The following is a 26,828-nucleotide window of genomic DNA, read 5'->3' as shown; positions in this document are numbered from 1 at the left end:
GGGCCCACCGCGTCGGCCGGCCCGCGGCGGTGCCGCGGGCCGGCCCGGCGGTGGATGCGCGTCGCCACGTTAGGCAACGGAAGGTTGCGGGAAGGTTGCCCGGCCTCGGCCGGCGGGGTGTCAGCGGGGGGCGCCGACGGCGCGGGAGCCGAGCCCGTAGGAGTCCCGCAGGGCGCGCAGTCGGGCGGCGGGCACCGTCCTGGCCCCCGGAGGCAACGCGTCGACCAGGGCCTCCCACACCTCCAGGTCGTCCTCGCCCCATGGGCTGCGCACCCAGGTGTCCAGCAGTTCCGGATCCCGGTGGGCCACCAGGGCCCGCCGCAGCCGGTCCTCCAACGCCCGCCGCAGCCGGACCACGCCGGGCGCGTCGGACAGCGGCAGCAGCGGGCCTCGGTAGGCGGCCAGCGCGGTACCCGGCTCCCCCGCGGTCAGGGCATCGGCGACGGTGTCGAGATCGGTGGCCACGCGAGTGGTCAGCCGGTAGGGGCGGGAGGCCAACAGGGGGCCCAGCAGCCGCCGCAGCCGGGAGAGTTCGGCGCGCAGGGTGACGGGGTTGACGTCACGCTCGCCGTACAGCTCCAGGGCGAGCCGGTCGCCGGAGAGTCCGTCGGGATGGGCCGCGAGCAGCAGCAGGATCTCGCTGTGCCGGCGCCCCAACCGCACCGGCCCGGGCCCGCCGGCGGGGAGCCCGCCGTGGAACAGCGCCTCGTCCCGGCCCAGCGCCTCCAGCACGGGGACGGCGGTCGGGTCGAGCGAGGCCAACTGGGCCTCGGCGGCGCGGGCGGTGGCCTGGACGAGGGCCAGGCTGTGCGGGGAGGCGAGGTGGTCGCCGCCGGTGATGTCCACGGCCCCCAGCAGGCGACGGGTGCGCGGATCCCTGACGGGCGCGGCGGCGCAGCTCCAGGGCTGCACGGGACGGCAGTAGTGCTCGGCGGCGAAGATCTGTACCGGGTGGCCGACCGCCAGGACGGTGCCCGGGGCGTTGGTGCCGGCGTGGGCCTCGTCCCAGCGGGCTCCGGGGACGAAGTTCATCCGCTCGGCACGCCGCCTGACCTGCGGGGGCCCCTCGACCCACAGCATCCGCCCGTGTTCGTCGCACACCGACAGCAGGTGGGCCCCGTCCTCGGCGATGGTGCCCAGCAGTTCACGGAAGAGCGGCATGACCCGGGCCAGGGGGTGCGCCTCGCGGTGGGCCCGGAGGTCCTCCTCGGCGAGGTCGACGCCGGCCACGTGATCCGGACCGACCGCCGCCCTGGCCGACCGGCGCCAGGAGTCGGCTATCAGGCTCCGGACGGGGGCGCCGATCTCGCCCCCGGTGAGGAACGCCTCGTGGGCCCGGCGGAGCGCCACCGTCCGTTCGGCCGGATCGGCGCCCGTCTCCAGCGCCAGCCATTGCTTGAGCACACGGTCATCGTGCTGCCACGGACGGTGTGACCGCAACGGGGACGGCGCGGAGTGTCGCGCGGCCGGCGGCGCTGCTCCGGAGGGACGCCTTCCGGGTGTGGCGCGCCACGCTGTGGGGACACGGGCCTGGGGCGCCTGTCCGAGGGCCCACCGACCCGACCGACCCCCTGGAGGACGACCGATGCAGGACTCGGCGACGCACCCCCCGCTCGTGTCCCCTCTCACCGACCGCGAGTGCGCACTGCTGGACGCGCACTGGCGCGCCCTGAACTACCTGGCGGCGGGCCAGCTCTACCTGCGGGACAACCCGCTGCTGAGCGAGGAGTTGCGGCCCGAACACGTCAAGCCGCGCCTGCTGGGTCACTGGGGAACCTGCCCGGGCCTGGGGCTGGTCCACACCCACCTCAACCGGGTGATCTCCGCCCGCGACCTGGACGTGCTGTGCGTGTGGGGGCCGGGCCACGGGGCGCCCGCGGTGCTGGCCGGCAGTTGGCTGGACGGCACCTTCGGGGAACGGTGGCCGGACACGGGCCGCGACAGGGCCGGCATGGCCCGTCTGTTCGAACGGTTCTCCTCCCCCGGCGGCCTGCCCAGCCACACCGCTCCGGTGGTGCCCGGCTCGATCCAGGAGGGCGGCGAGCTGGGGTACTCCCTGGCCCACGCCTACGGCGCCGTCCTGGACAACCCGGACCTGCTGGCGGTCTGCGTCGTCGGCGACGGCGAGGCCGAGACGGGCCCGTTGGCCGCCTCCTGGCACTCGACCGCGTTCCTGGACCCGGTGCGCGACGGGACCGTGCTCCCCGTGCTGCACCTCAACGGCTACAAGATCGCCAACCCGACCGTGCTCTCCCGCATCCCCGAGGGGGACCTGGACGCCCTGCTGCGCGGCTACGGGCACGATCCGCTGTACGTGACGGCCGCTCCCGACACCCCGCCCGAGACGGTGCACCGCGCCATGGCGGCCGCCCTGGACCAGGCGCTGGACCGGATCGCCGCGCTGCGCCGGACGGCTCGGGAGGAGGGGGTGGCCGAGCGTCCTCACCGGCCGATGATCGTGCTGCGCACCCCCAAGGGCTGGACCGGTCCCCGCGAGCTGGACGGCGAGCCGGTGGAGGACACCTGGCGTTCCCACCAGATCCCGCTGAAGGACGTGCGCGAGAACCCGGAGCGGCTGCGCGCGCTGGAGCGGTGGCTGCGCTCGTACCGGCCCGAGGAACTGTTCGACTCCTCCGGCCGCCCACGCCCCGAGGTGCTGGAGTGCGTGCCGCGCGGGGGGCGGAGGCCGGGTGCCTCGCCGCACGCCGACGGCGGACGGCTGCGGCGTCCGCTGCCCCTACCGGACCCGTCGGAGTTCGCGGTGCCGGTGGAGGCGCCCGGCGCGTCCGTCCACGAGCCGACCCGGGTGCTGGGCACCCTGCTGCGCCGACTCGTGGAGGACACCGCCGACCGACGCGACTTCCGGCTGGTCTCCCCCGACGAGGCCGAGTCCAACCACCTCCAGGACGTGCTCGCCGCCACGCCCCGCGCCTGGCAGGGCGCCGTCCTGGACACCGACCGGAACCTGGACCGGGGCGGCAGGGTGATGGAGGTGCTCTCCGAGCACCTGTGCCAGGGCTGGCTGGAGGGCTACACGCTCACCGGGCGGCACGGTCTGTTCGCCTCCTACGAGGGGTTCTCCACCATCGTCGCCTCCATGGCCACCCAGCACGCCAAATGGCTGCAGAACGCCCGGGAGGTGCCCTGGCGGGCCCCGGTCCCCAGCCTCAACTACCTGTTGAGTTCGCACGTGTGGCGCCAGGATCACAACGGCTTCTCGCACCAGGACCCCGGATTCGTCGACCACATCCTCAACAAGAGCCCGGACGTGGTGCGGGTCTACCTCCCGCCGGACGCCAACACCCTGCTGTACGTGGCCGACCACGTGCTGCGGACCACCGACGAGGTGAACGTCGTCGTCGCGGGCAAGCAACCCTGCTTCGACTGGCTCGCCCCCGAGCAGGCCCGCGAGCACTGCGCGCGCGGCGCCGGCGTGTGGGAGTGGGCCGGCAGCGAGGAGCCGGGCCGGGAGCCGGACGTGGTGCTGGCCTGCGCCGGCGACGTGCCCACCCAGGAGGTGTTGGCCGCCGCCGCCCTGCTGCGCGAGCACCTGCCGGACCTGGCGGTGCGGGTGGTCAACGTCGTCGACCTGGCCCGACTCCTCCCGAGCGGGAGCCATCCGCACGGACTGTCGGACGGGGACTTCGAGGCGCTCTTCACCCGTGACCGGCCGGTGGTCTTCGCCTACCACGGCTACCCGTGGCTGATCCACCGGATCGCCCACCGGGCCGGCCTCCACGACCGGCTGCACGTGCGCGGCTACCGGGAGAGCGGATCGACCACCACCCCGTTCGACATGGTGGTGCGCAACGACGCCGACCGTTACCGGCTGGTCATGGACGTCGTCGACCGGGTTCCGGGCCTGGCCGACCGGGCCGCGGAGCTGCGCCGGACGATGGAGAGGACGCGCGAGCGGCACCACCACTGGGTCCGCGAGCACGGCACCGACCTGCCCGAGGTGGACGGCTGGCGCTGGCCCGGGTGACCGGGCGGCGGGACGTCCCCACCGTCCGTACGGCCGGGTCACCCGGTGGGGACGAGCACCACCGGGCAGTGGGCGTGGTGCAGCACCGCGTGGGTGACCGGCCCCAGGTGCATGCCGAAGCGGCGGTGCCGGCGGTGGGTGGCCAGGACCACCAGGTCGGCCCCCGCCCCGGCCTCCACCAGCGCGTGGCCGGGACCGGCGTACACCGTCTCGGTGCGGGCGTCGACGTCCGGGTACGCCTCGCGGAGCTCCGCGACGGCCTCCAGCGCGACGCCCTCCTCGTAGCGCGCCTGCTGTTCGGCGATCTCCTCCAGGTAACGGGTGGGCGGAGGGGCCAGGGCCCCGACGGCGTGCACCGGCAACTCCCAGGCGTGCAGCACCCGCAGCGCCGCCGCGCGGCGCCGGGCCTCCTCGAAGCCGTAGCGGACCGCGTCGGTGTCCGTCCCGTACTCCACGCCGACGACGACGGCGTGGTGGAGGCGGTCGTTGTCCCCGCGCACGACCATCAGCGGTCCCTCGATGTGCGAGGCCACCCGCAGGCCCACCGAGCCCAGCAGCAGCCCGGTGAACCCGCCGTGGCCCCGGGTGCCGACGACGGTCAGCGCGGCCCGTCGACCGGCGTGCACCAGGGCGGCGACGGCGGTCTCGTCGGTGACGACCGGTTCCACCCGCAGCCCCGGGGCGCTCTCGCGGGCGCGTTCGGCGGCCGCCTCCGCGACGTGCCGGAAGTGCCGGCGCAGCGCCCGGCGGTGCTCGTCGCCGTCTCCTCCGGCCGGCTCCTTCCCCGTCCCCTCCTCGTCCGCGCCGCCCGCGGTCGCCTCCGTGCCCCCCGCGCCCCCCGGGGCCTCCGTGCTCCCCGTGTCGACGCGCCCCGCGCCGGGAGCGAAGCGGTACGGGGGCATGCCGCACAGGACCTCCAGCGGCGCCCCGCGCAGGACCGCCTCCTCCACCGCCCGGTCCAGGGCGCGCAGGGAGTGGTCCGAGCCGTCGACGCCGACCACGACGGGGGGCTGGGAAGGGCTGTTCACGGTCCTCACCTCTTCGGACACGACACGGCCGGGCGCGTCGGGACCCGTCGCCGCGGGCCGTGGCGGGTACGGACGCACGTCAGTCGGTTCCCGCCGGAAGGCCGTCGAACACCGGTGTCCGGCGGAAGTACGCCCGAGTGCGGCGACCTCTTCTCCCGTCTCCCCTCTCCCGTCCGCCCTCTCCGCCCGCCCTCCCCGTCCGTCCTCCCGTGCCTCCGGACCGTTGCCCCACGCTCCTTTCCGCCTCGGGCGCCGACGGGTTGACGCCTGTGCGGTTGCCGGCGGGGCCACTACTCTCGACGTGACGGAGAAACCGGTGCCTCCGGCCGCCCGGCCCCGTGCGGGACCGGGGCGACGGGGGCCGGGGCGAGGGGGTGAGCGATCGTGCGATCGATCGCCGGACTGTGGCGCTGGCGGAGGAACCCGCTGTGTCGGGGCACCGACCGCGCGGAGGGCTGGATCACCCTGTGCGCCGTCCTGACGGTGCTCCTGGCCGCGCCCGTCGCCGCGCTGTGGGGCGGCCACACCGCGCACGAGACGCTCTCGGGGATCGTGCGGGAACAGCACCGGGAACGGCACCAGGTGTGGGCGACGGTGGCCGAGACCTCCCCCGGCGGCTCCGACGCTCCCGAGACGGACTCCGACCGCCGGGTGGCCGCCACCTGGACGGCCGTCGACGGCAGCACCCACTCGGGCACGGTCGTCACCGACCGCGCGACCGAGCCCGGGGACCGGCTGCGGGTGTGGATCGACGCCCGTGGCGAGGTCACCACCCGTCCCATGGACGCCGACACCGCCGCCTCGCACGCCGCCCTGGCCGGGGTCGGGACGGGCGTGCTCACGGCGCTCCTGGTGGAGGTGGTGCGGCGGCTGGTCGTACGGCGGTTGGTGTCCTGGCGCTACGCCCGCTGGGAGGAGGAGTGGGCCCGGGTCGGCCCCGACTGGGGGTGGGCCGGGCGGTCGAACTGACCACTCGCCCACCGCAGTTGCGTCCGGCCGGCCGATGACGGGCGGACCGGTCATCCCATCGGCCCGGCACACGCTACGGTGGTGCTCCGGATGTGCGCGGCAGCGCGGTCGACGTTCGCACGAGGTTTGGGGCAAGGCGGTCCATGGCACAGGGCTCGGTCCAGGTGACGCACACCAGCACGTCGCGGTGGCGGCGCCGAACCGGCGACTACGCCACCCTCTCCGCGGCCCTGCAGGCCGCCGGCGACGGGGACGTGTTGACCGTGGCCCCCGGCACCTACCGCGAGAACCTGGTGGTCGAGCGTGCCGTCACCCTGCGCGGCCCCGAGCGCGGGGAGGCCGGCTCGGTGCGGATCGCGCCGCCCGACGGAGTCGCGCTGACCGTGCGCGCGGCGGCCGTCGTACGGGACCTCCAGATCGAGGGGCAGGACGTCACGGCACCGGCGCTGCTGATCGAGGAGTGCACCGCGGAACTGTCCGGCCTGCGGGTGGTGACGCGGTCGGCGGCCGGCGTGGAGGTGCGGTCCGGGGCACGGCCGACCCTGCGCCGCTGCACGATCGACAACCCCGCCGGGCTCGGCATCGGCATCGGCGGCGGCGCGGGCGGGCTGTTCGAGGAGTGCGAGGTGGTGGCGGCCGGGCAGTCCGGCATCGTGGTGCACGACGGCGCCCACCCCCGGCTGGAACGTTGCCGGGTCCACCACGCCTCGGGCGCCGGCCTCTCGCTGATCGGGGAGGGCAGCGCGGTGGACGCCGTGGGCTGCGAGGTCTACGAGATCAGGGGCGCCGGGGTGCGGGTCGCCTCGCGGGCGTCCGGACACCTGTCCGACTGCCGGGTGCACCGCACCTCCGCCGACGGCGTCACCCTCGACACCGACGCGGTGCTCACCCTCGCCGACTGCGAGATCCACGACGTCCCGGAGAACGCGGTCGACCTGCGCTCCCGCTCGGTGCTGACCCTGACCCGCTCCACGGTGCGCCGCTTCGGCCGCAACGGCCTGTCGGTGTGGGATCCGGGCACCCGGGTGGACGCCAACGGCTGCCAGATCCGGGAGAGCACCGGCGACTACCCGGCGGTGTGGGTCAGCGACGGGGCCTCGGCGCTGCTGGACTCCTGCCGGGTGCACGACGTGCCCGACGCCCTGTTCGTCCTGGACCGGGGCTCTCGGGCGGACGTCCTGGACAGCGATCTGGCACAGGTGCGCAACACGGCGGTGTCGGTGAGCGACGGCGGCACGGTGCAGTTGGACGACTGCCGCATCCGGGAGGCCACGACCGGCGCCTGGTTCCGTGACCACGGCAGCGGCGGCACCCTGGCGAACTGCACGATCGACGGCGCCGGCACGGGCGTGATCGTCACCAAGGGCGCGGATCCGACCGTCGAGCGCTGCGTCGTCACCGGCCCCGTCGAGGCGGGCTTCTACGTCTCCGCCGACGGGCGGGGCACCTTCACCGAGTGCCGGGTGACCGGTTCGCACGGCTACGGCTTCCACGTGATCGACGGCTGCCGCGCCGTGCTGCGCCGCTGCCGCACCGAGCGCTGCGCGCGCGGGGGCTACGAGTTCGCCGACGAGGGCCCCGTCGTGGAGGACTGCACCAGCGACCAGAGCGCCGCGCCGGTGCCGGCGGCGCCCGCTCCCGCGCCGCCGGTGGATCCCGCGCCGCCGGCGGACCCGGCCGTCCGCACCGCCGGGCTGCTCGGTGGCATACCCCAGCAGCAGCCGACCGGGACCGCCCCGACCGACCGGGACGGTCCGGGCGGGGCCGGAGCCGCCCGCGACGCCGGCGGCGCGGTCGAGGCCGCGCGCCCGGCGAAGGAGGTGTTGGGCGAACTCGACGCGCTGGTGGGCCTGGAGAGCGTCAAGAAGGAGGTCCGGGCGCTCATCGACATGATCGAGGTCGGCCGCAGGCGACGGGAGGCCGGGCTGAAGGCGGCCTCCGCCCGCAGGCATCTGGTCTTCACCGGTCCGCCCGGCACCGGCAAGACCACGGTCGCCCGGCTCTACGGGGAGATCCTGCACTCGCTGGGGGTGCTGGAGCGCGGTCACCTGGTGGAGGTCTCCCGGGTCGACCTGGTCGGCGAGCACATCGGCTCGACCGCGATCCGCACCCAGGAGGCGTTCGACCGGGCGCGCGGCGGCGTGTTGTTCATCGACGAGGCGTACGCCCTCTCCCCCGAGGACTCCGGCCGGGACTTCGGCCGGGAGGCGATCGACACCCTGGTGAAGCTGATGGAGGACCACCGTGACGAGGTGGTCGTCATCGTCGCCGGCTACACCGCGGAGATGAAGCGCTTCCTGGACGTCAATCCCGGTGTGGCGTCCCGCTTCTCACGCACCATCACCTTCGACGACTACACCCCCGAGGAACTGCTGCGGATCGTCGGGCAGCAGGCGGAGGAGCACGAGTACCAGTTGGCCGAGGGAACGGCCGAAGCGTTGGTGGGGTACTTCGCCGGGCTTCCCAAGGGGCCGTCCTTCGGCAACGGCCGCACCGCGCGGCAGACCTTCGAGGCCATGGTCGAGCGGCACGCGGGCCGGGTCGCCCAGTTGGACGACCCGGACACCGACGACCTGACGCTGCTCCACCCCGAGGACCTGCCGGGCCCCACGCGAAACTGACCGCCCCGCGGCCTACCCGACCGCGCCGCGGTCGGGCTGGGCCGGTACCGAGGGTCCTCCGCGCGCCGCCAGCCGGTCCAGCAGGGCGGCGCGCTCGGCGTCGAAGGCGGGGTCGGCCCGGTAGTCGCCGTGGCCGCGGATCGGCTCGGGCAGCGGGTACTCGGGGGTCCTGCCGTACCGCAGGGGGTCCCGCAGCGGATCGCGGTCCACCTCCGGCCCCCCGTCCTCCCCATCGACCAGCACCGGACCGCCGATCGGATCGGTGCGCCGCCACAGGTTCCGCCAGCAGTCCACCTCCTCCGCCAGCGCGCGCAGCGGCCCGGGGCCGAAACAGGACGGGAACCAGCGGCCGTAGAGCCGTTCCAGCGGCGATCCGTAGGTGAGCAGCGCCACGCGTCCGCGGGTGGCGGGATCGAGCTGCCAGACGGCCGCGGCGGCCAGCACACTGCCCTGGGAGTGCCCGGAGATCACCAGTCGCCCGCCGGTCCGCGCGGTCCAGGTGGACATCCGCCAGGTGAGGTCCGGCACCGCGCGCTCGGCGTAGCAGGGCGGCGCGAAGGGGTGGGCGGCGCGCGGCCAGAAGGTGCCCACGTCCCACAGGATGCCGATCGTGCGGCGGGCGGCGGCGTCGCGGTAGGCGCGGCGTCCCATCGCCACCAGCAGCAGCACCACCGCCCCCATCAGCCAGGAGCCGAGCGCCTGGGCCGCCTCGGCGGCCGCGGGCAGCGGACCGGGCCAGGCCCGTGCCGCCGCTCCGGGCGGCAGTTCGGTGCGGACCGCACCCGCCAGCGCGCCGCCGCCCAGCAGCAGTGTGGCGGCGGTGACGGAGGCGATCAGGGTCGGTGCCGCGTCGGTGAGCCGCGCCCGGGCGACGGCGCCGGCGATCCGACGGCTGCGGGAGGCCTGTTCGCGGGGTTCGCCCTCGTAGGAGTCGACGATCCCCGGGGTGAGCCTCCCGCGTTCCCGGACCACGTGGACCACGGCGCCCGACGCGAAGACGAGGACGACCAGGAGCAACAGCGGTATGGCGGCGGCCTGCCAACTCAACAGCACCGGAGGGCCGGTGATGGCGCCGCCGGCCATGCCCGGGGTGCCGTCCTTGTCCAGCCAGTCCGCCACGCGCTGGGCCGTGCCTCCGGTCAGCACCCCGCCGAGCGCGCACGCCAGCAGGGCCACCGCGGCGCCGCCCAGACCGCCCATGGCGCACCGCCCGGCGCACGAGCCGGGCGGCGTCGCCCGGTGCAGCACGTACGCGGTGACGGCGGTGGCGGCCGCCAGGGCGCCCTGGAGGAGCATGAGCCAGGCGAACACGCCGGTGCCCGGGAGTTGCGCGGAGGACGACCAGCCCGGACGGGGCCAGGCGGCGTACCCGGCGACCAGCGCCAGTACCCCCACCGCGGCCCCCGGCAGCACCGTCGAGGCGAGCCGGTCGATCCTCTCGTCCGGCTCGGACTCGGTGCGCCCCTTGCGGACCGCGACCAGCACGGTGGCCGCCCAGCCCGCCGCGACGGCGACGGCCGCCGTCCAGCCCCAGCCGGTGGGCACCGGGCCGCCGGGTCGCCGGTCGTGGTCGAGGACCGCGGTCAGCAGCGCGGTCGCCACCGTCAGCAGTCCGGCGGCGGTGTGCGCGGCGCGCAGCCGGGAGACCAGGCGGCGGCCGTACCAGAAACCGGGCAGGGACAGCGCGGGCCGCTCCCCGCCGGGTTGGGGGTGGGCCGGCCCGGGCGGCCGCGGGGGCGGCGAGGCGGACTCGTAGGCGCTCCAGGTGCGGTGTGACAGCCACCACAGCAGTGCGGTGAGCGCGACGGGCGGCAGCGCGGCCAGGACGAGCCGGCGGCCGGGCTGCGACCACCACCCCCCGGTGAGCGGGCGCAGCCAGGGTTTGCCGGCCGCGCAGCGCTCGGAGGCGGCGCACTGCCAGGCGACCAGGTCGAGGGCGACCTCGCAGGCGGCGGCGGTCAGCAGGACGGTCAGGGAGAGCGCCACCAGCCTCACCAGCACGTCGTAGACCCGCTGGGCGGGGTGCCGGGCCGGCGCGGCCGGACGCATCCAGTGGGCGAGGTTGGCGACCATGAACGGCAGCAGGAGCAGCCACAGGGCGCGGGCGCTGTTGCCGGAGGTGAGGTTGGACCAGCAGTACGCCTCGGGGATGGGGCGGGGGGCGCGACCGGCCGACGGCGGGTGCGCCGGACGCTCCCCCGGGCGGTCCTCGGCAGTCGCGTCGTCGGTGCGGCGGTGGATGCCGGCGGTGCCGTCCCCGGTGACGCGGACGGTGCGCGGATCTCCCAGCATCTCCTGCGGCGTGGTGCCGCCCACACCGTGCACCAGGAGTTCCAACGCCGGTTCGTGGTGTGCGCCCGCCGGTGCTCCCGGCCGGTTGTCGGACAATGTCACGGCCCCCGATCCGCGGGCCTCCCGCCCGCCCGACTCCCTCGTGGAGCCTCCAGGATGGGGGGTGTACACCCTTGGGCGCACCCCGAACGGCCCACCGGCACGTCACAATCGTGCCGCGGGCGCTGTCGGAGCTCCGTGGAAGGATGTGGGCCGAACAGATGCCCGTATGACCGCGCGTACGGCCACCGGTGTGGAGAAGGGACGGACCGACAGGTGAGCGAGAACCAGAACCTCCTGGCGGAGCAGCGGCGCACGCTCATCCTGGACGAGGTCAGGCGCCGCGGCGGGGTGCGCGTCAACGAGCTGACCCGCCGGCTGAAGGTCTCGGACATGACGGTGCGCCGCGATCTGGACGCGCTGGCCCGGCAGGGCGTCCTGGAGAAGGTGCACGGCGGCGCGGTGCCGGTGTCGGGGGCGAGCACCCACGAGCCGGGGTTCGAGGCGAAGTCGTCCCTGGAACTGGGGGCCAAGGAGGAGATAGCGCGGGCGGCCGCCGCGATGGTGGCGCCGGGGAGCGCGATCGCGCTCTCGGGAGGGACGACGACGTACGCGTTGGCCCGGCACCTGTCGGAGGTGCCGGAGTTGACGGTGGTGACCAACTCCGTGCGGGTGGCGGACGTCCTCCACGCCGCGCGGGGCGCGGACGGCGGCACGGGGAACGACGCGGGGGGCGGCGGCCGGGCGGGCGCGGCGACGGTGGTGCTCACCGGTGGGGTGCGCACCCCCTCGGATTCGCTGGTGGGTCCGGTGGCGGACGCGGCGATCCGCTCCCTCCACTTCGACGTGCTGTTCCTGGGCGTGCACGGCATATCCGTCGAGGCGGGGCTCTCCACGCCCAATCTGGCCGAGGCGGAGACCAACCGCCGTCTGGTCCGTTCGGCCCGCCGGGTGGTCGTCGTCGCGGACCACACCAAGTGGGGAACGGTGGGGCTCAGCTCGTTCGCCTCGCTGGAGGAGGTGGACACACTGGTGACCGACAGCGGGATGCCGGAGGCGACGCGCACCGAGATCGGCGACCTCCTTCCGGGCCTGGAGCTGGTGGTGGCGGGTGGGGGAACCGGTGACGCGGAGGGCGCGCGGTAGCGCGGGGGGAGTCGTTCCGTGCCGTGGTGCGCGTACTGCCGTTCCCACCCTCTGGCGCACCGGCGGGGACGGGTGCAGACTTCTTGGCGGGGCACCCGGTGGGTGACGCCGACGAGGACCCGGCCGCGACGGCGAGCCGACGGTGACGAGGTGGGAGGCGGTGCGCTGTGGCGGAGCCCGAGTTCAGTGCCACCGGAGTACGGATAGCACGGTGGCTGCGTTCGCTCACCCGGTCCGGACAGGTCGTCGTCCGTGACGGCCGACTGGTGCTGCTGACCAGCTACGGACGGGAGATCGACGGCGCCCCGGTGGAGCAGGTCCGCGTCAGCGGGCCGTGGTACGCCGCGTCGGACCGGGCACTGGCGACCATCAACGGCAACCGGTACGCGTTGCGTCTGAAGGGACAGGTGCGCGACGCCCTGGTGGCCGCGCTGCGCGGTGCCCGGAGTCGGAGGGTCCCCACGGTCGCGGCGGAGGGGCGGACGGCCCCCCGCTGAGTGGCGCAGCACCTTTGACACTCCCGACTTGCACCCTTTTGTCACCTGAATCACGCTGATGCTTGTGTCGTAGCGGCCGTCAGCACGCTTGACGCGCTCTCCGTCGTCCGGATCCTCACCCGTCATTCAGGGAGCCGCAGTCGTGATCAGCCACCCCAGTACGTCCGGCCGGCAACGGACGGTGGAGTTCCAGGCCTTGCCCTCGCGGGCCGGACAGGTTCGCCGAATCGTTTCCGCTCATCTGCGCTACTGGAAACTGGACGCGCTCGTCGCCCCGGCCTCGACCGGTGTCGCCGAGTTGCTCTCCGACGTCCACCGCCGGACGGGCACCGACCGGCGGTGCACCGTGGAGATCGCGTTGCGCCTGGACGAGTTGAGGATCTCCGTGCGCGACGACACCCCGGGGCCGCCCACCGCCCGCTTCCCGGGGTTCCTCCCCGTCGGCACCGGTCGGGTGGCGCGCGACGACACCGAGGACGGGGCCCTGTGGCTCACCCTGCCGGTCCCGCCCCGGACCGCCTCGGGCGACGCGCCCGTGCCCCCCGCGGGGTCCGTGCCCCCCGCGGGATCCGCGGCACGGTCGGTGGGCGGCGAACCGCGTCAGGTCCCGCCCCCGCCGTCGTCCCCCGAGCCGGAGCCCGAGCCGGGGTCCCTGTCGCGACCGGGCTCCTCGGCCCGCTCCCGGAGGCCGGCTCCCGCCCGAGCGGGAGCCGGCGCCCGGACCGCTCCCTGACCGCTCCCTGACCGCGCCCCCGGCGCCGTGCGCGCTCAGCCCGACAGCGCCGCCATGGGGTCGTCCAGAACGGGCTGCCAGGCCAGTTCGGCGGCGCCGACCAGGCTGCTGTGTTCCAGGGCGCAGGCCAGCACCGGCACGCTGCCGCCGCGTCCCCACAGGCTGCGCTCCCCCATCACCGCGTGCAGTCGCTCGGCATCGACCTCCAACAACGCGCTGTGCAGACCGCCCAGGAGGATCCGGTCGGGGTTGAGGATGTTCACCAGCCCGGCCAGCCCGAGGCCGAGCCGGTCGACGAGGAGGTGGGCGGCGTCGCGCACCGCCGGGTCGGTGGCGTATCCGGTGCGGAGCAGTTCCAGGGCGCGCCGGAGCATGCCGGTCTCCGGTCCGGGTTCGCGCCCGGCGGCCTCCAGGAAGGCCAGGGGGTCGGTCTCCACGTCGAGGCAGCCCCGCCCTCCACAGTGACAGGGCCGGCCGCCCGGATCCACGGTCAGGTGTCCGACCTCCATCGCCAGCCCCGAACTGCCGGTGTGCAACCGGCCGTCGAGGACCAGCGCGCCGCCGACGCCGCGGTGCCCGGTGGCCACGCACAACAGGTCGCGGGCGCCGCGGCCGGCGCCGTGGCGGTGCTCGGCGAGCGCCACGAGGTTGATGTCGTTGGCGGCGTGGCCGGTCACGGGCTCGTCCCCGGACGGCCCGACGACACCGGCCCCGGCCAGGCAACGGGTGAAGATGTCCCGCACCGGCGCGCCCGGAGGCCAGGCCAGGTGCAGCGGGTTGAGGGCCGTGCCCTCGGGTTCGGCGACGGCGGAGGGGACCGCCAGCCCCGCCCCCAGGCAGCGCCGCCCGGTCTCGCGCAGCAACCGGACCCCGGCGTTGACGACCTCGGTGAGGACCTGCGCCGGATCGGCCTCCACGGTCAGGGCGCCGGGCTCGGTGGCGACGATGCGGCCGCCCAGTCCGACGAGGGCGGCGCGGAACCCGTCGGCGTGCACCTGCGCGGCGAGCACGACCGGACCGTCGGGGTCGATCGACAGCCGGTGCGAGGGGCGCCCCTGGGTTCCCGCCGCGACCCCGGGCCGGGAGTCGACGGTGATCAGCCCGAGCGCCTCCAACTCGGCGGCCACGGCCCCCGCGGTCGCCCGGGTCACGCCGAGCTCCGCGGTGAGCACCGCACGGGTGGGCGCGCGCCCGGTGTGCACGAGTTCCAGCGCCGGGCCGAGGGCGCCGCGGCCTCTCTCCAGCCTTGTTGTACGCGTCGGGGTCACCGTTCCATTCTGGCTTTGTGTCGCTCCCGAACAAAGCGGGTGGCCTCCGGATGTCCCAGTGGAACCGCGCCGGCCTCCGGCACACCGTCCCCCGTGGACACCGAGCGCTTCGCCGAACGTCTCCGGGGCGAGGGCGGGTTGCCGCCCGGCGCGTCGTCCGCGCGCACCTTCCGGGCACGGCGGCAGGCCCACGAGACGACGCTCCGCCGCGTCGACGCCGGACCCTGGCGCGCCCCTCCACCGTCCGGTGGAGCGACCGAGGCCGACCGGGGCGCGCGAGGCCCGCGGCGTCGGGTCGGCCACGCGTCGAGGACGCGCCGGTGGGCGCCCGTACCGTGTGCGGTTCCACGCGGCCGGACCCAGGCGCGTCCCGACCGGTCCGTTCGTCGGAAGATCCACTGGAACGCTGCCGAGGACGTAGGCTCATAGGGCAGCGAGGGAGGGCGCACATGGCTGAGGGTCTGCGATTCGAACTGCTCGGTCCGCTGCGAGCCTTGCGCGACGGGGCCGAGGTACCACTGGGACCGCCCAGACAGCGGGCGGTGCTCGCCGTCCTGCTGCTCCAGGAAGGGCGGCCGATGTCGTACGACGCGCTGGTGAGCGCGGTCTGGGGCGGCGAACCGCCCTCACACGTGCGGAACCTGGCACAGAAGTACGTCTCCGGTCTGCGTCGGGCCTTCGCGGCGGCGGGTGGCGGGGGCTCGTCCCCGGAACTGGTGTGGACCGGCAGCGGCTACCGATTGGAGAACGCCGGGATCGACGACCTGGCGGAGCGGAGGACGCTGCTGCGCGAGGCCCTGACCGCGCGGGAGTCCGGCGACCTCCGTCGGGCCGGCGCGCTGGCGAGACAGGCCGAGGAGCTGTGGCGCGGCGAGTTCGCCGAGGGGCTCACCGGCCCGTATCTGGCCGGCGAGCGGCGCCGCTGGGCGGAGAAGCGCCTGATGGTGCTGGAGACGCGCCTGGAGGGCGATCTGGAGCTGGGCCACTACCGCGAGTGCGTCCGCGAGTTGACGCGGCGGGTGGACGAGCACCCCTTGCGCGAACGCCTGGTGGAGCTGCTGATGTTGGCCCTGTACCGCGGTGGGAGGCCCGCGGAGGCGCTGGTGGCCTACGAGGAGGCACGGCGACGGATCGCGGAGGGAACGGGGGGCGACCCGGGACCGGCCCTGCGGGAACTGCACGCCCGGATCCTGCGTCAGGACCCCACGCTGTTGCCGGAGTCCGCGCTGGCCTCGTGACGTCGGGCCGACGGATTCGGGGGTGGCGCCGACCCGCGCGGCCCGCCCCCGGGGACGGGCGCACCGACGTTCGACGCGAGGGTCGGCGCGTCCGAGGGGTCAGGGCTCCTTCGGGGGGTCGGTCAGCCCCACGGTGGCGGCGAGCCGTGTGACGGCGTGGTCGAAGAACTCCTCGCGGGCGTCGATCAGCCGGTTGAAGTGTCCGAACAGCTCGAAACCGATCAGCCCGAACAGCTCGGCCCAGGCCGCGACGAGCGCCGCCGTCACCGGGGCGGGGAGGTCGATGCCGAGGCGCTCCACGAGCCGGACGGCGTCCTCGGCGACCGCTTCGGGCGGCACGGGGACCGCCTCGTCGACGGCCGGTTCGCGCAGCACCCCCGCCGCGCGGGCGTCGCGTGCGACGACCACCAGGGCCAGGGCGACACGGGAGGCGGGGGCGACGGTGGCCTGGGGCGCGAAGTAGCCGGGGACGGGTGAGCCGTAGATCAGCGCGTACTCGTGCGGATGGGCCAGGGCCCACCGACGCACCGCTCCGCAGACCTCACGCCAGCGGGTGACGGGGGCGTCCCGGTCCGCCGCGGCCAGGGCCCGTTCGGCCGCGGAGCCGACCGCGTCGTAGGCGTCGATGATCAGCGCTGTCAGCAGGTCGTCGCGGCTGGGGAAGTAGCGGTAGAGCGCGGAGGAGACCATGCCCAGCTCACGGGCGACCGCGCGCAGGGAGAGGCGGGCGGCGCCCTCCCGCGCGAGCTGTCGGCGCGCCTCGTCCTTGATGGCGGCGGTGATCTCGGCGCGGGCCCGTTCCCTGGCTCCTCTGATCGCGTTCATGAAGGGCATTCTGCCGGCTCGCCGGAACGGCGCACGAAAACGAGAGCACTGCTCTTGCATCGCCCTGGACCGCGTGCGACACTGGCTGTACGCAGAGAGCACTGCTCTCTTTTCGGATCCCCTTTCTCGTACGGATCGGGGCATCGATTCCAGGAGGCGGAGATGAGCGCGACAGTGGATCGGCGGGCGCACCACAGGAAGCCCGGCGTGCTCACCCGGCACGTCCTCAACAGGGCGGTCGGATGGCTGAACCGGCGGGGCGTCGAAGTGGCCGGCTCGCGGATCCTGGCGGTGCGGGGGCGCAAGAGCGGCGAGTGGCGGACGACTCCCGTGAATCCGCTGGAGTTCCGGGGCGAGAGGTACCTCGTCGCACCACGCGGCCACACCCAGTGGGTGCGCAACCTGCGGGCGGCGGGTGGCGGGGAGCTGCGGCTCGGTCGGCGCGTGGAGCGGTTCACGGCCGTGGAACTGTCGGACGACGAGAAGCCGGCGGTGCTGCGGGCCTATCTGGCGAAGTGGAAGTGGGAGGTGGGGGCCTTCTTCGAGGGTGTCGGACCGACGTCCGACGACGAGGAGCTGTCGGCGGCGGCCCACCAGCACCCGGCCTTCCGGATCACCCTGGAGGAGTGAACGGAAGGCCGGGCCGAAGGCGGTGCCGCACCGGCCGTCGTCCGGGCCGCCGAGGCCGGCGGGTCAGCGGTCCATCCTCTCCAGGGCGCGCTGGGCGAGCGGGTGGGTGCGGACCAGCTCCCCGAGCGTGGTCGTCCCCCGGGTGATCCTGGCGAAGGCGTTCCAGGCCGGGCGGAATCCGGTGAGCAGGGCGTGGAGCGTTCCCGGACGGCGGGAGAAGACGGTGTGCATGCGGCTTCCCACCCCCATCTCCACGCCCAACCCCGACTTGACGGCGAAGGCGTAGTTGAGGGCCTGGCGGCGTGCGTCGACCGCGTCGTGCGCCTCGGCGACGCGCATCGCCCACTCCCCCGCCAACCGGCCGGAGCGCAGGGCGAAGGAGATGCCCTCGCGCGTCCACGGCTCCAGCAGCCCGGCGGCGTCGCCACAGACCAGGACCCGGCCGCGGGAGAGCGGCGAGTCCGTCGAACGGCAGCGCGTGAGGTGCCCCGAGGAGATCTCGGGCTCGAAGCCGGCCAGCCCCAGACGCGCGATGAAGTCCTCCAGGTAGCGCTTGGTGGCGGCACCCTCCCCACGGGCGGAGATCACCCCGACCGTGAGCGTGTTCCCCTTGGGGAACACCCAGCCGTAGCTGCCGGGCAGCGGTCCCCAGTCGATGAGGACGCGTCCCGCCCAGTCCTCCGCCACCGACGGTGGCACCGGGATCTCCGCCTCCAGTCCCAGGTCCACCTGATCGACCTTCACCCCGACGTGGGCTCCTATCCGGCTGGCGCTGCCGTCCGCTCCGACCACGGCACGGGCCAGCACGGTCCGCCCGTCGGCGAGGACCACGGCGACGGTGCGCCGGTCGGGAACGGCCGGGCCGTGCTGCTCGACGCGGGAGACGGTGACTCCCGTCCACAGCTCCGCGCCGGCCTTCTGCGCCGACTCCACCAGCGCCTGGTCGAACTCGGGCCGGTTGACCAGGCCGAACAGCATGTTCCGGGAGCGGCGGGTACGGGCGAACCTGCCGTTCAGCGAGAAGGTGACCGCGTACACCCGGTCGCGCAGGGGCAGTTCGAAGCCGGGCGGCAGGGCGTCCCTGGAGGGGCCGATGATGCCCCCGCCGCAGGTCTTGTACCGCGGGAGTTCGGCCTTCTCCACCAAAAGGACCCGGCGCCCGGTGACGGCCGCGGCGTACGCCGCCGAGGCCCCGGCCGGTCCCGCTCCGACCACCACGACGTCCCATACCGGGTCCTGTCGGTCCGTACCCTCGGCGTTCTCGCTGCTCACGTGTGTTACCGCTCCCGCTTGGCCGCTACCGGTCACCGCCGCATCCTAGGACCTGCGGCCGCGCGCACCCCCTGTGGGAGAGTATCGGCACCACGTATCCGCCTGTACGTCCGGTGATCCCGTCCACAGGCACACAACGCAGCACTTCGAAGGAGCGTTCCCCATGACCCAGGGCAGCCGCCCCTCGTCCGTCCGATCAGGGCTGGAGGCCACCGTCACCTCGCTGATGCCCAGGGCCCGCGCCGAACTCGCCGAGTTGGTGGCCTTCAAGTCGGTGGCCGACCCGGCGCAGTTCCCGCCCGAGGAGTGCGCGGCGGCGGCGGAGTGGGTGGCCGACGCGCTGCGCGCCGAGGGCTTCACGGACGTGGCGTTGCTGGACACCCCGGACGGCAGCCGGTCGGTGTACGGCTTCCTGCCCGGCCCGGCCGGCGCGCCGACCGTCCTGCTCTACGCCCACTACGACGTGCAGCCGCCGCTGGACGAGGCCGCCTGGCTCTCCCCGCCGTTCACCCTGACCGAGCGCGACGGACGGTGGTACGGGCGCGGCGCCGCCGACTGCAAGGGCGGCCTCATCATGCACCTGCTCGCGCTGCGCGCCCTGAAGGCGAACGGCGGAGTGCCGGTGAACGTCAAGGTGATCGCCGAGGGCTCCGAGGAGATGGGCACCGGCGGGTTGGAGCGCTACGCCGAACAGCATCCGGAGCTGCTGGCCGCCGACAGCATCGTCATAGGGGACTCCGGCAACTTCCGTGTCGGCCTGCCCACCGTCACCGCCACCCTGCGTGGAATGACCATGGTGACGGTGAGGGTCGACACCCTGGAGGGCAACCTGCACTCCGGCCAGTTCGGCGGAGCGGCTCCGGACGCGCTCGCCGCACTGATCCGGATGCTGGACTCGCTGCGCGCCGAGGACGGTTCCACCACCGTCGACGGGCTGGCCGCGGACGCCTCCTGGGAAGGGCTGCGGTACTCGGAGGAGGACTTCCGCGCGGACGCCAAGGTCCTGGACGGGGTGGAGCTGATCGGCTCGGGTACGGTCGCCGACCGGATCTGGGCCCGCCCGGCCGTCACCGTGCTCGGCATCGACTGCCCGCCGGTCGTCGGCGCCACCCCCTCGGTGCAGGCGAGCGCCCAGGCCCTGATCAGCCTGCGGATCCCGCCGGGTGTCGACGCCGCCGAGGCCACCAAGCTGCTCACCGCCCACCTGGAGTCCCGCGCCCCCTGGGGCGCGCGGGTGCGGATCGAGCAGGTGGGCGAGGGCCAGCCGTTCCGTGCGGACACCACCAGCCCGGCGTACGCCGCGATGGCCGAGGCGCTGCGCGAGGCGTACGACGGCACCGAGATGAAGACGGCCGGCATGGGCGGCTCGATCCCGTTGTGCAACACCCTGGCCTCGCTCTACCCCGAGGCGGAGATCCTGCTGATCGGTCTGAGCGAGCCGGAGGCACAGATCCACGCCGTCAACGAGAGCGTCTCGCCCGAGGAGCTGCGTCGGCTGTCGGTCGCCGAGGCGCTGTTCCTGCGCGGGTACGCCGAGGCACGGCGCGGCTGACCGTCCGCCCCGCCGGACCCGCGGGGCGCGGACGGCCGGGTTCGGCGAGGCGCGGGTGGCCGGTCTGCGGGCGGAGGCGCCGCCGGCCGGCCACCCGCGCCTCGTGGCGGTGTGGGCGTTCCGCCGCTCCGTCACGCGCCGACCGGCGTGCCCGCCTCCAGGTTGAGGGTGGTGCCCCGCTCCCGGGCGCGCAGGGCCCAGCGCAGCCGCTCCATCCGCACCGGGGGCAGCAGTCCGGCCGCCTCGTCCTCGGTGACGAACCGCCACCCGCGCAGCTCCGCGTCGGGCAGCAGCAGGCCGTTCGCCGCGGCGGCGGTCAACCGGCCGCCGTCGAACAGCAGGCGCAGACCGCCGTAACCGGGCGGTCGGGGCGGCTCCCAGTCGACGACGAGCAGCCGGGGGACGGCGTCCAGCCGCAGGCCCAGTTCCTCCGCCACCTCGCGCACTCCGGCGCGGGCGGGCGGTTCGCCGGGCTCGACGACGCCGCCGGGGAACTCCCAGCCCGGCTTGTAGGTCGGGTCGACCAGCAGCACCCGGTCCTCCTCGTCGAACAGGAGGATCCCGGCCGCCACGGTCTCGGTGGTGGGCTCCGGTGTCTGCACGATCTCGCAGGTGCCGTTCCCGGCGCGCAGCGCCGCCGCCACCTTCTCGGCCACCTGCCTGGGGGTGAGGGAGGACGCGTCCAGGGTGTACGCGTCGGCCCGGAGCCAGTCCAGGGCACGCCGGTACGCCGGGAGGTGCTCCAGGCCCCGGGAGCGCACCGCCGCGCGGGCCTCCTCGTCCTCGGCCTCCTCCTCGCGCCGGGCCACGCGCTCTCGGAGGGTCGTCTCCGCGACCTCCAGCAACACGTGCCGCACGGGGATGCGGCGGGCCGCCAACCCGCCGAATATCTCGTCGCGGTACTCCTGCCGCAGCAGCGTCATCGGCGCCACCAGCGTCCCTCCCACCTCCCCGTGGAGGGCGGCGGCCGTGTCCACCACGAGCCGCCGCCAGGCGGGCAGGTCCTGGGGGTCGGCCACCTCGTCCAGGCGCTTGCGGGGCAACAGCGCGCGCAGGCCGGCGCCGACCAGCTCGGGGTCGAAGAGGGTGCTCTCGGGCAGCAGCTCGACCAGCTCGTGGGCCGCAGCGGTCTTGCCGGCGCCGGAGGCGCCGTTCAGCCAGACGATCACGGGTCCCCCTATTCCGTCGTCCCCGGTTCCCTGCCCGCTCCACCCGGCACCGGAAACGCGCCCTCGCACCACCCCCGCTCGCCCGAACCCGCCCACGACCCGTGCGCGTTCCGTGCGCGTTCCGTGCGCCCCGGCCTCACACCGGCCGGCCCAGCGCCTCCCGGCAGGCCGCCGCGGCTCCCACCAGACCGGCGTCCGTTCCCGTTCCGGCCGGGACGACCTCCAGGTCCCGGACGAAGGAGAGCGTGGCGTACTCGGCCAACGTGCGCCGCAGCGGTCCGAACAGCACTTCGCCGGCCTGTGCCACTCCCCCGCCGATCACCGCGATCTCGATCTCCACCAGGGTCGCGGTGGCCGCGATCCCGGCCGCCAGCGCCCGCGCGGCCCTCTCGAAGGAGGCCGCCGCCACGGGGTCCCCCGCCCGCGCGGCGGCCGCCACCGCTCGGGCGCTGGTGTCGCCGTCCGGTCCGGGCCGCCAGCCGTCCTCCAGGGCTCGCCGGGCGATGTTGGGACCGCTGGCCAGTCCCTCCACGCAACCGCGCGCGCCGCACGGGCAGGGCGCGCCGTCGAGGTCCACGCTGATGTGGCCGATGTGCCCGGCGTTCCCGGTCGGTCCGGTGTGCAGCCGTCCGTCCAGGACCAGTCCGCCGCCCACACCGGTGGAGACCACCATGCACAGGGCGTTGTCCCGGCCCCGCGCCGCGCCCTGCCAGTGCTCGGCGGCGGTGATCGCCACCCCGTCCCCGACCAGGGACACGGGCATGTTCCCGACGGTGGCGCGCACCCCGTCGACCAGCGGGTGGTCCCGCCAGCCGGGGATGTTGACCGGACTCACCGTGCCGCGCCGGCCGTCCACCGGTCCGGCGCTGCCGATGCCCACCGCCGCGACACGCGGCCACTGGTCGGAGGCCCGCAGCTCGTCGAGCACCTCCGTCACCGCGCGCATCACGTCGTCGCCCGACTCCCGGGCGGGGGTGGGGCGCCGCGTGCTCACCAGCAGTCCACCGTCGTCGTCCACCAGAGCGCCCGCGATTTTGGTGCCGCCGATGTCGAGGGCGGCGAGAAGATCCTGGTCCATGAGCGGCAAGTCTCACCCATTGTTGACAACGTTGTCCACCTCCGCTGCCCGCCCTATGCTCTTGCCCCGGCGACGTACCACCGAGAACGTGTCACAAGCCCGCCGACGACAGGACAGGACCGCAGTGGCCGACACCCCCCGCACCTCCCGCACCACCGGGCGCCGCTACGGGCTGCGACCGACGATGAAGGACGTGGCCGCCCGCGCCGGGGTCGGCCTGAAGACCGTCTCCCGGGTCGTCAACGGCGAGCCGGGCGTCACGCCGGACACCGAGCGTCGGGTACGGGACGCCATCGCCGCCCTGGGATTCCGCCGCAACGACAGCGCCCGCATCCTGCGCAAGGGACGGACCGCGAGCGTCGGACTGGTCCTGGAGGACCTGGCCGACCCCTTCTACGCGCCGCTCAGCCGTGCCGTCGAGGAGGTCGCGCGGGCCCACGGGGCACTGCTGATCAACGGGTCCAGCGCCGAGGACCGCGAGCGCGAGCAGGAGCTGGTGCTCGCCCTGTGTGCCCGGCGCGTGGACGGCCTGGTCATCATCCCGGCCGGTGACGACCACCGTTACCTGGAGCCGGAGATCGAGGCCGGTGTCGCCACCGTCTTCGTGGACCGTCCGGCCGCCCGCCTGGAGGCCGACGCGGTGCTCTCGGACAACTTCGGCGGCGCCCGCGCGGGCGTCGCCCACCTCATCGCCCACGGCCACCGCCGCATCGGCTTCATCGGCGACCTGCCACGCATCCACACCGCCGCCGAGCGGCTGCGCGGCTACCGCGCCGCGATGGCCGAGGCCGGGCTGGAGGTGGACGCCTCCTGGGTCGCGCTCGGCCCGACCGACCCCGAACGCGTACGGGCCGACGCCGAACGCATGCTGGCGGACCGGAACTCGCCGTCGGGCCCGGTCACCGCCCTGTTGACCGGCAACAACCGGGTGACCGTCACCGTGGTGCGGGTGCCGGCCGTCCGGGAGCGGCGCGCGGCGCTGGTGGGCTTCGACGACTTCGAGCTCGCCGACCTGTTGACCCCGCCGGTCACCGTCATCGCCCAGGAGCCCGCCCTGCTGGGACGCAGGGCCGCCGAGCTGCTCTTCCGCCGCCTGGAGGGCGCCGGTGACGCGCCGCGCCGCGTCGAGCTGCCCACTCGGCTCGTCCCGCGCGGCTCGGGCGAGGTCCCGCCCTCCTCCTGACCGCGTCCCGGCCGTTTCGTCGCTCCGCCGCCCCTGCCCGTCCGCTTGACCCTGACGCCGGTGTCAGGGTCGGACGATGTGCGGCGTGAACACCGACACCCAAACCGACACCCAAATCGGCACCCAAACCGACACCGGCACCGATGTCCACACCGACGCCGCACCGCGCGGCGGCGGGATCGCCGGCAGGACCGTCCTGGTCACCGGGGCCGGCACCGGCATCGGACGGGCCACGGCCCGCGTGTTCGCCGCCGAGGGGGCGAACGTGATCGCGGTGGGACGGCGCCCGGGGCCGCTGGAGGAGACGGCCCAGGGACACCCCGGCATCACCCCGTTGCCGGCCGACATCACCGCCCGGGGCGCGCCCGAGCGCGTCGTGGGGGCCGCGCTGGAGGAGCACGGACGGCTGGACGTCCTGGTCAACAACGCCGGGATCGTCCTCGGTGGCTCCCTGGAGACTCTCCGCGAGGACGTGATCGGCCCCCTCCTGGCCACCGATCTGGTGGCGCCGGTCCTGTTGGCGCGGGCCGCGCTGCCGGCTCTGGAGGCAACGGGCGGCGGGGTGGTCGTCAACGTCGGCACGGCCGTGGGACAGCGGGCCTGGCCGGACAACTCCCTCTATGCGGCGGCCAAGGCGGCGCTGGACTCGTTGACCCGCAGTTGGGCGGTCGAACTGGCACCCCGCGGAATCCGGGTCGTCGCGGTCGCACCCGGGGCGATCGACACCCCGATCGGCGAACACCGGGGGCTGACACCGCGGCAACGGGCCGAGGTGCGGGCGTGGCAACTGGCGCACACCCCGCTGGGGCGGATCGGGCGGCCGGAGGAGGTCGCCTGGGTGATCCTCCGGCTCGCGGCGCCGGAGGCCTCCTTCGTCACCGGGGTGGTGGTTCCGGTGGACGGTGGGGCGGTCGTGGCATGAAAGTGGTGCCGCTGGAGGTGAGGGGAATGCGCATCGGCGAGTTGGCACGGGCGGCGGGGACGACCCCCCGGGCGCTGCGGCACTACGAGCGGGCGGGGCTGCTCTCCCCGGAACGGGCCCACAACGGCTACCGGGTCTACGACGGGCAGGCGGTGGTGCGGGTGCGCAACATCCGCCGCCTGCTGGACGTCGGGCTCACCCTGGAGGACGTGCGGGTCTTCGCGCCCTGCCTGGACGGGGACATGGCCGCGGCCCCACCCTCCGGGCGGGGCCTGGAGGTGGTGCTGGAGCGGCTGGCCGTGCTCGAGGAGCGCATCGCCGCCCAGAGCGCGGTGCGGGACCGGCTGGCGGCGGCGCTGCGGGAGGCGACCGGAGGTCGGGTGCGCCCGGTGGCCTGAGCGGCGCCGCGCCCGCGGGCACCGCCCTGCGCGCGGCGGGGCCGCGCGACCGAACCGGTCGCGCGGCCCCGGCCGCGCGCGTGGACATGCGCCGGAAGGCTCAGCCCTTGCGGGTCTTGACCTCCTCGGTCAGCTTCGGGACGACGTCGAACAGGTCGCCGACGACGCCGTAGTCGACCAGGTCGAAGATCGGGGCCTCGGAGTCCTTGTTGATGGCCACGATGGTCTTCGAGGTCTGCATGCCGGCACGGTGCTGGATGGCGCCGGAGATGCCCGCCGCGATGTACAGCTGGGGCGAGACGGACTTGCCGGTCTGGCCGACCTGGTGGGTGTGCGGGTACCAGCCCGCGTCCACCGCGGCGCGCGAGGCGCCGACGGCCGCGCCGAGGGCGTCGGCCAGCTCCTCGATGATCGAGAAGTTCTCGGCCCCGTTGACGCCGCGGCCGCCGGAGACCACGATCGCGGCCTCGGTCAGCTCCGGACGGCCGGTCGACTCGCGCGGGGTGCGGGAGACGACCTTGGTGCCGGTGGACTTCTCCCCGAAGGTCACCGACAGCTGCTCGACCGTGCCGGCCGCCTGGGCGGTCTCCGGAGCGGCGGAGTTGGGCTTGACGGTGATGACCGGGGTGCCCTTGGTGACGCGGGACTTGGTGGTGAAGGAGGCGGCGAAGACCGACTGGGTCGCCACCGGACCGGAGTCGCCGGCCTCCAGGTCGACGGCGTCGGTGATGATGCCGGATCCGATGCGCAGCGCCAGACGGGCCGCGATCTCCTTGCCCTCCGTGGAGGAGGGGAGGAGGACGGCGGCCGGGGAGACGGCCTCGTGGGCGGCCTGGAGCGCGTCCACCTTCGGCGCGACGAGGTAGTCGGCGAACTCGGGCGCGTCGGCGGTGAGGACCTTCACCGCGCCGTACTCGGCCAGCGTGGCGGCGGCGGCGTCGGCACCGGCGCCCAGGTGCACGGCGACCGGGTCGCCGATGCGGCGGGCCAGGGTCAGCAGTTCGAGGGTGGGCTTGCGGACGGCACCGTCCACGTGGTCGACGTAGACAAGGACTTCAGCCATGGGATCTGCTCTCCTGCGAGGATTGCGAGGGCGGGTGAGGAGTGCGGGGCGCAGGCGCCCCGTGGGCTCAGATGAACTTCTGGCCCGCGAGGAACTCGGCGAGCTGCTTGGCGCCCTCGCCCTCGTCCGTGACGATCGTGCCGGCGGTGCGCGCCGGACGTTCCGCGGCCTCGTCGACCGCGGTCCAGGAGCCCTCCAGGCCGACCTCGTCGGCGTCGATGTCCAGGTCGTCCAGGTCCAGGGACTGAACCGGCTTCTTCTTGGCGGCCATGATGCCCTTGAAGGAGGGGTAGCGCGCCTCACCGGACTGGTCGGTCACGGAGACCACGGCCGGGAGGGCCGCCTCGAGCTGCTCGGTGGCGGTGTCGCCGTCGCGCCGGCCGGTGACCTTGCCGTCGGCCACGGAGACCTCGGACAGCAGCGTCACCTGCGGCACGCCCAGGCGCTCGGCCAGCATCGCGGGCAGCACGCCCATGGTTCCGTCCGTGGAGGCCATGCCACAGACGACCAGGTCGTAGCCGGTCTTCTCGATCGCCTTGGCCAGCACCAGCGAGGTGCCGATCGCGTCGGTGCCGTGCAGGTCGTCGTCCTCGACGTGCACGGCCTTGTCGGCGCCCATGGACAGTGCCTTGCGCAGGGCGTCACGAGCGTCCTCGGGGCCGACGGTCAGTACGGTGACCTCGGCGTCTTCGGCATCCTCGGCGATCTGGAGCGCCTGCTCGACGGCGTACTCGTCCAGCTCCGACAGCAGACCGTCCACGTCGTCGCGGTCGACGGTCAGGTCGTCGGCGAAGTGCCGGTCGCCGGTGGCGTCGGGCACGTACTTCACACAGACAACGATCCTCAAGCTCACGCCGGCTCTCCTACTTGCGTCGTCATTACTGGCTGCCTTGTCTCACAGGCAGCATAGGCGCCTGATC

At 74.7% G+C, this 26,828-nt stretch carries 22 protein-coding genes; 12 read left to right on the top strand and 10 right to left on the bottom strand.

Features of this window, described 5'->3' with window-relative positions:
• Positions 1–120 precede the first annotated feature (120 nt).
• The gene (locus tag F0L17_RS23390) at positions 121–1,404 is read right to left on the bottom strand and encodes a GAF domain-containing protein (protein ID WP_162466615.1); all 1,284 of its coding nucleotides are present in this window, start codon (positions 1,402–1,404) and stop codon (positions 121–123) included.
• A gap of 181 nt (positions 1,405–1,585) precedes the next feature.
• Here F0L17_RS23390 and F0L17_RS23385 point away from each other — a divergent pair, with 181 nt between their 5' ends.
• The gene (locus F0L17_RS23385) at positions 1,586–3,985 is read left to right on the top strand and encodes a phosphoketolase family protein (RefSeq protein ID WP_155072586.1); all 2,400 of its coding nucleotides are present in this window, start codon (positions 1,586–1,588) and stop codon (positions 3,983–3,985) included.
• Between the two features lie 38 nt (positions 3,986–4,023).
• Here F0L17_RS23385 and F0L17_RS28380 read toward each other — a convergent pair whose 3' ends face one another.
• The gene (locus tag F0L17_RS28380) at positions 4,024–5,013 is read right to left on the bottom strand and encodes a universal stress protein (protein ID WP_155072585.1); all 990 of its coding nucleotides are present in this window, start codon (positions 5,011–5,013) and stop codon (positions 4,024–4,026) included.
• 384 nt (positions 5,014–5,397) lie between these two features.
• Between F0L17_RS28380 and F0L17_RS23375 the strand changes: the two genes are divergently transcribed.
• Both F0L17_RS23375 and F0L17_RS23370 read left to right on the top strand, forming a co-directional pair.
• A complete protein-coding gene (locus F0L17_RS23375) occupies positions 5,398–5,982 on the top strand; it encodes an Rv1733c family protein (protein WP_162466614.1) in 585 nt (194 codons plus the stop codon).
• A 143-nt stretch (positions 5,983–6,125) separates the two neighbouring features.
• Positions 6,126–8,603 carry a right-handed parallel beta-helix repeat-containing protein gene (locus tag F0L17_RS23370; RefSeq protein WP_155072584.1) on the top strand — a complete coding sequence of 826 codons (2,478 nt, stop codon included), beginning with the start codon at positions 6,126–6,128 and terminating at the stop codon, positions 8,601–8,603.
• A 12-nt stretch (positions 8,604–8,615) separates the two neighbouring features.
• On the opposite strand, the gene F0L17_RS23365 is transcribed toward F0L17_RS23370, so the two are convergent.
• Positions 8,616–10,997 (bottom strand): hypothetical protein, encoded by a 2,382-nt coding sequence (locus F0L17_RS23365; RefSeq protein WP_338018188.1) that lies wholly within the window; start codon positions 10,995–10,997, stop codon positions 8,616–8,618.
• Between the two features lie 213 nt (positions 10,998–11,210).
• Between F0L17_RS23365 and F0L17_RS23360 the strand changes: the two genes are divergently transcribed.
• The 3 genes from F0L17_RS23360 (at position 11,211) to F0L17_RS27155 (ending at position 13,310) form a co-directional block, all read left to right on the top strand.
• Complete coding sequence (locus F0L17_RS23360) at positions 11,211–12,080, top strand: DeoR family transcriptional regulator (RefSeq protein ID WP_162466612.1); 870 nt, start codon at positions 11,211–11,213, stop codon at positions 12,078–12,080.
• Between the two features lie 167 nt (positions 12,081–12,247).
• Positions 12,248–12,577 carry a hypothetical protein gene (locus tag F0L17_RS23355; protein ID WP_162466611.1) on the top strand — a complete coding sequence of 110 codons (330 nt, stop codon included), beginning with the start codon at positions 12,248–12,250 and terminating at the stop codon, positions 12,575–12,577.
• A gap of 142 nt (positions 12,578–12,719) precedes the next feature.
• Positions 12,720–13,310: an ATP-binding protein gene (locus F0L17_RS27155; protein WP_202917924.1), complete on the top strand. Its 591-nt coding sequence runs from the start codon at positions 12,720–12,722 to the stop codon at positions 13,308–13,310.
• Positions 13,311–13,345: 35 nt separating this feature from the next.
• Here F0L17_RS27155 and F0L17_RS23345 read toward each other — a convergent pair whose 3' ends face one another.
• Positions 13,346–14,578, bottom strand: coding sequence for an ROK family protein (locus F0L17_RS23345; RefSeq protein WP_162466610.1), 1,233 nt, complete (start codon positions 14,576–14,578; stop codon positions 13,346–13,348).
• Positions 14,579–15,027: 449 nt separating this feature from the next.
• Between F0L17_RS23345 and F0L17_RS23340 the strand changes: the two genes are divergently transcribed.
• A complete protein-coding gene (locus F0L17_RS23340; protein WP_162466609.1) occupies positions 15,028–15,816 on the top strand; it encodes an AfsR/SARP family transcriptional regulator in 789 nt (262 codons plus the stop codon).
• A gap of 99 nt (positions 15,817–15,915) precedes the next feature.
• On the opposite strand, the gene F0L17_RS23335 is transcribed toward F0L17_RS23340, so the two are convergent.
• Complete coding sequence (locus F0L17_RS23335) at positions 15,916–16,641, bottom strand: TetR/AcrR family transcriptional regulator (RefSeq protein ID WP_155072581.1); 726 nt, start codon at positions 16,639–16,641, stop codon at positions 15,916–15,918.
• 162 nt (positions 16,642–16,803) lie between these two features.
• Between F0L17_RS23335 and F0L17_RS23330 the strand changes: the two genes are divergently transcribed.
• Entirely contained in the window at positions 16,804–17,271 is a 468-nt protein-coding gene (locus tag F0L17_RS23330; protein ID WP_155072580.1) for a nitroreductase family deazaflavin-dependent oxidoreductase, read from the top strand.
• A gap of 63 nt (positions 17,272–17,334) precedes the next feature.
• On the opposite strand, the gene F0L17_RS23325 is transcribed toward F0L17_RS23330, so the two are convergent.
• Positions 17,335–18,543 carry a geranylgeranyl reductase family protein gene (locus tag F0L17_RS23325; protein ID WP_338018187.1) on the bottom strand — a complete coding sequence of 403 codons (1,209 nt, stop codon included), beginning with the start codon at positions 18,541–18,543 and terminating at the stop codon, positions 17,335–17,337.
• A gap of 163 nt (positions 18,544–18,706) precedes the next feature.
• Between F0L17_RS23325 and F0L17_RS23320 the strand changes: the two genes are divergently transcribed.
• A complete protein-coding gene (locus F0L17_RS23320; RefSeq protein ID WP_155072579.1) occupies positions 18,707–20,095 on the top strand; it encodes a dipeptidase in 1,389 nt (462 codons plus the stop codon).
• A gap of 131 nt (positions 20,096–20,226) precedes the next feature.
• On the opposite strand, the gene F0L17_RS23315 is transcribed toward F0L17_RS23320, so the two are convergent.
• Positions 20,227–21,264, bottom strand: a complete 1,038-nt coding sequence (locus F0L17_RS23315; protein ID WP_162466607.1) for an NUDIX domain-containing protein — start codon at positions 21,262–21,264, stop codon at positions 20,227–20,229.
• Between the two features lie 136 nt (positions 21,265–21,400).
• On the bottom strand, positions 21,401–22,342 hold the full coding sequence (locus tag F0L17_RS23310) for an ROK family protein (protein ID WP_155072578.1): 942 nt from the start codon (positions 22,340–22,342) through the stop codon (positions 21,401–21,403).
• A 184-nt stretch (positions 22,343–22,526) separates the two neighbouring features.
• Between F0L17_RS23310 and F0L17_RS23305 the strand changes: the two genes are divergently transcribed.
• The 3 genes from F0L17_RS23305 to F0L17_RS23295 all read left to right on the top strand — a co-directional run bounded on the left by F0L17_RS23305 (position 22,527) and on the right by F0L17_RS23295 (position 24,845).
• Positions 22,527–23,525 carry a LacI family DNA-binding transcriptional regulator gene (locus F0L17_RS23305; protein WP_238420865.1) on the top strand — a complete coding sequence of 333 codons (999 nt, stop codon included), beginning with the start codon at positions 22,527–22,529 and terminating at the stop codon, positions 23,523–23,525.
• A gap of 178 nt (positions 23,526–23,703) precedes the next feature.
• Complete coding sequence (locus F0L17_RS23300; RefSeq protein WP_338018286.1) at positions 23,704–24,447, top strand: SDR family NAD(P)-dependent oxidoreductase; 744 nt, start codon at positions 23,704–23,706, stop codon at positions 24,445–24,447.
• A gap of 26 nt (positions 24,448–24,473) precedes the next feature.
• Positions 24,474–24,845 carry a MerR family transcriptional regulator gene (locus tag F0L17_RS23295; RefSeq protein ID WP_155074086.1) on the top strand — a complete coding sequence of 124 codons (372 nt, stop codon included), beginning with the start codon at positions 24,474–24,476 and terminating at the stop codon, positions 24,843–24,845.
• 100 nt (positions 24,846–24,945) lie between these two features.
• On the opposite strand, the gene F0L17_RS23290 is transcribed toward F0L17_RS23295, so the two are convergent.
• On the bottom strand, positions 24,946–25,908 hold the full coding sequence (locus tag F0L17_RS23290; protein ID WP_155072575.1) for an electron transfer flavoprotein subunit alpha/FixB family protein: 963 nt from the start codon (positions 25,906–25,908) through the stop codon (positions 24,946–24,948).
• 67 nt (positions 25,909–25,975) lie between these two features.
• Positions 25,976–26,761 carry an electron transfer flavoprotein subunit beta/FixA family protein gene (locus F0L17_RS23285; protein WP_162466606.1) on the bottom strand — a complete coding sequence of 262 codons (786 nt, stop codon included), beginning with the start codon at positions 26,759–26,761 and terminating at the stop codon, positions 25,976–25,978.
• Between the last annotated feature and the right edge of the window lie 67 nt (positions 26,762–26,828).

Origin of the sequence: Streptomyces taklimakanensis (genome assembly GCF_009709575.1) — a bacterium.
Lineage (GTDB): Bacteria > Actinomycetota > Actinomycetes > Streptomycetales > Streptomycetaceae > Streptomyces > Streptomyces taklimakanensis.
Note: the sequence above shows the minus strand (reverse complement) of the source record. Positions and strands in the feature narration are given on the sequence as shown.

Coding starts and splice junctions, on each gene's coding strand:
- F0L17_RS23385 (WP_155072586.1), top strand. CDS start 1,586: ATGCAGGACTCGGCGACGCACCCCCCGCTCGTGTCCCCTCTCACCGAC.
- F0L17_RS23370 (WP_155072584.1), top strand. CDS start 6,126: ATGGCACAGGGCTCGGTCCAGGTGACGCACACCAGCACGTCGCGGTGG.
- F0L17_RS23340 (WP_162466609.1), top strand. CDS start 15,028: ATGGCTGAGGGTCTGCGATTCGAACTGCTCGGTCCGCTGCGAGCCTTG.
- F0L17_RS23335 (WP_155072581.1), bottom strand. CDS start 16,641: ATGAACGCGATCAGAGGAGCCAGGGAACGGGCCCGCGCCGAGATCACC.
- F0L17_RS23330 (WP_155072580.1), top strand. CDS start 16,804: ATGAGCGCGACAGTGGATCGGCGGGCGCACCACAGGAAGCCCGGCGTG.
- F0L17_RS23320 (WP_155072579.1), top strand. CDS start 18,707: ATGACCCAGGGCAGCCGCCCCTCGTCCGTCCGATCAGGGCTGGAGGCC.
- F0L17_RS23310 (WP_155072578.1), bottom strand. CDS start 22,342: ATGGACCAGGATCTTCTCGCCGCCCTCGACATCGGCGGCACCAAAATC.
- F0L17_RS23305 (WP_238420865.1), top strand. CDS start 22,527: ATGAAGGACGTGGCCGCCCGCGCCGGGGTCGGCCTGAAGACCGTCTCC.
- F0L17_RS23295 (WP_155074086.1), top strand. CDS start 24,474: ATGCGCATCGGCGAGTTGGCACGGGCGGCGGGGACGACCCCCCGGGCG.
- F0L17_RS23290 (WP_155072575.1), bottom strand. CDS start 25,908: ATGGCTGAAGTCCTTGTCTACGTCGACCACGTGGACGGTGCCGTCCGC.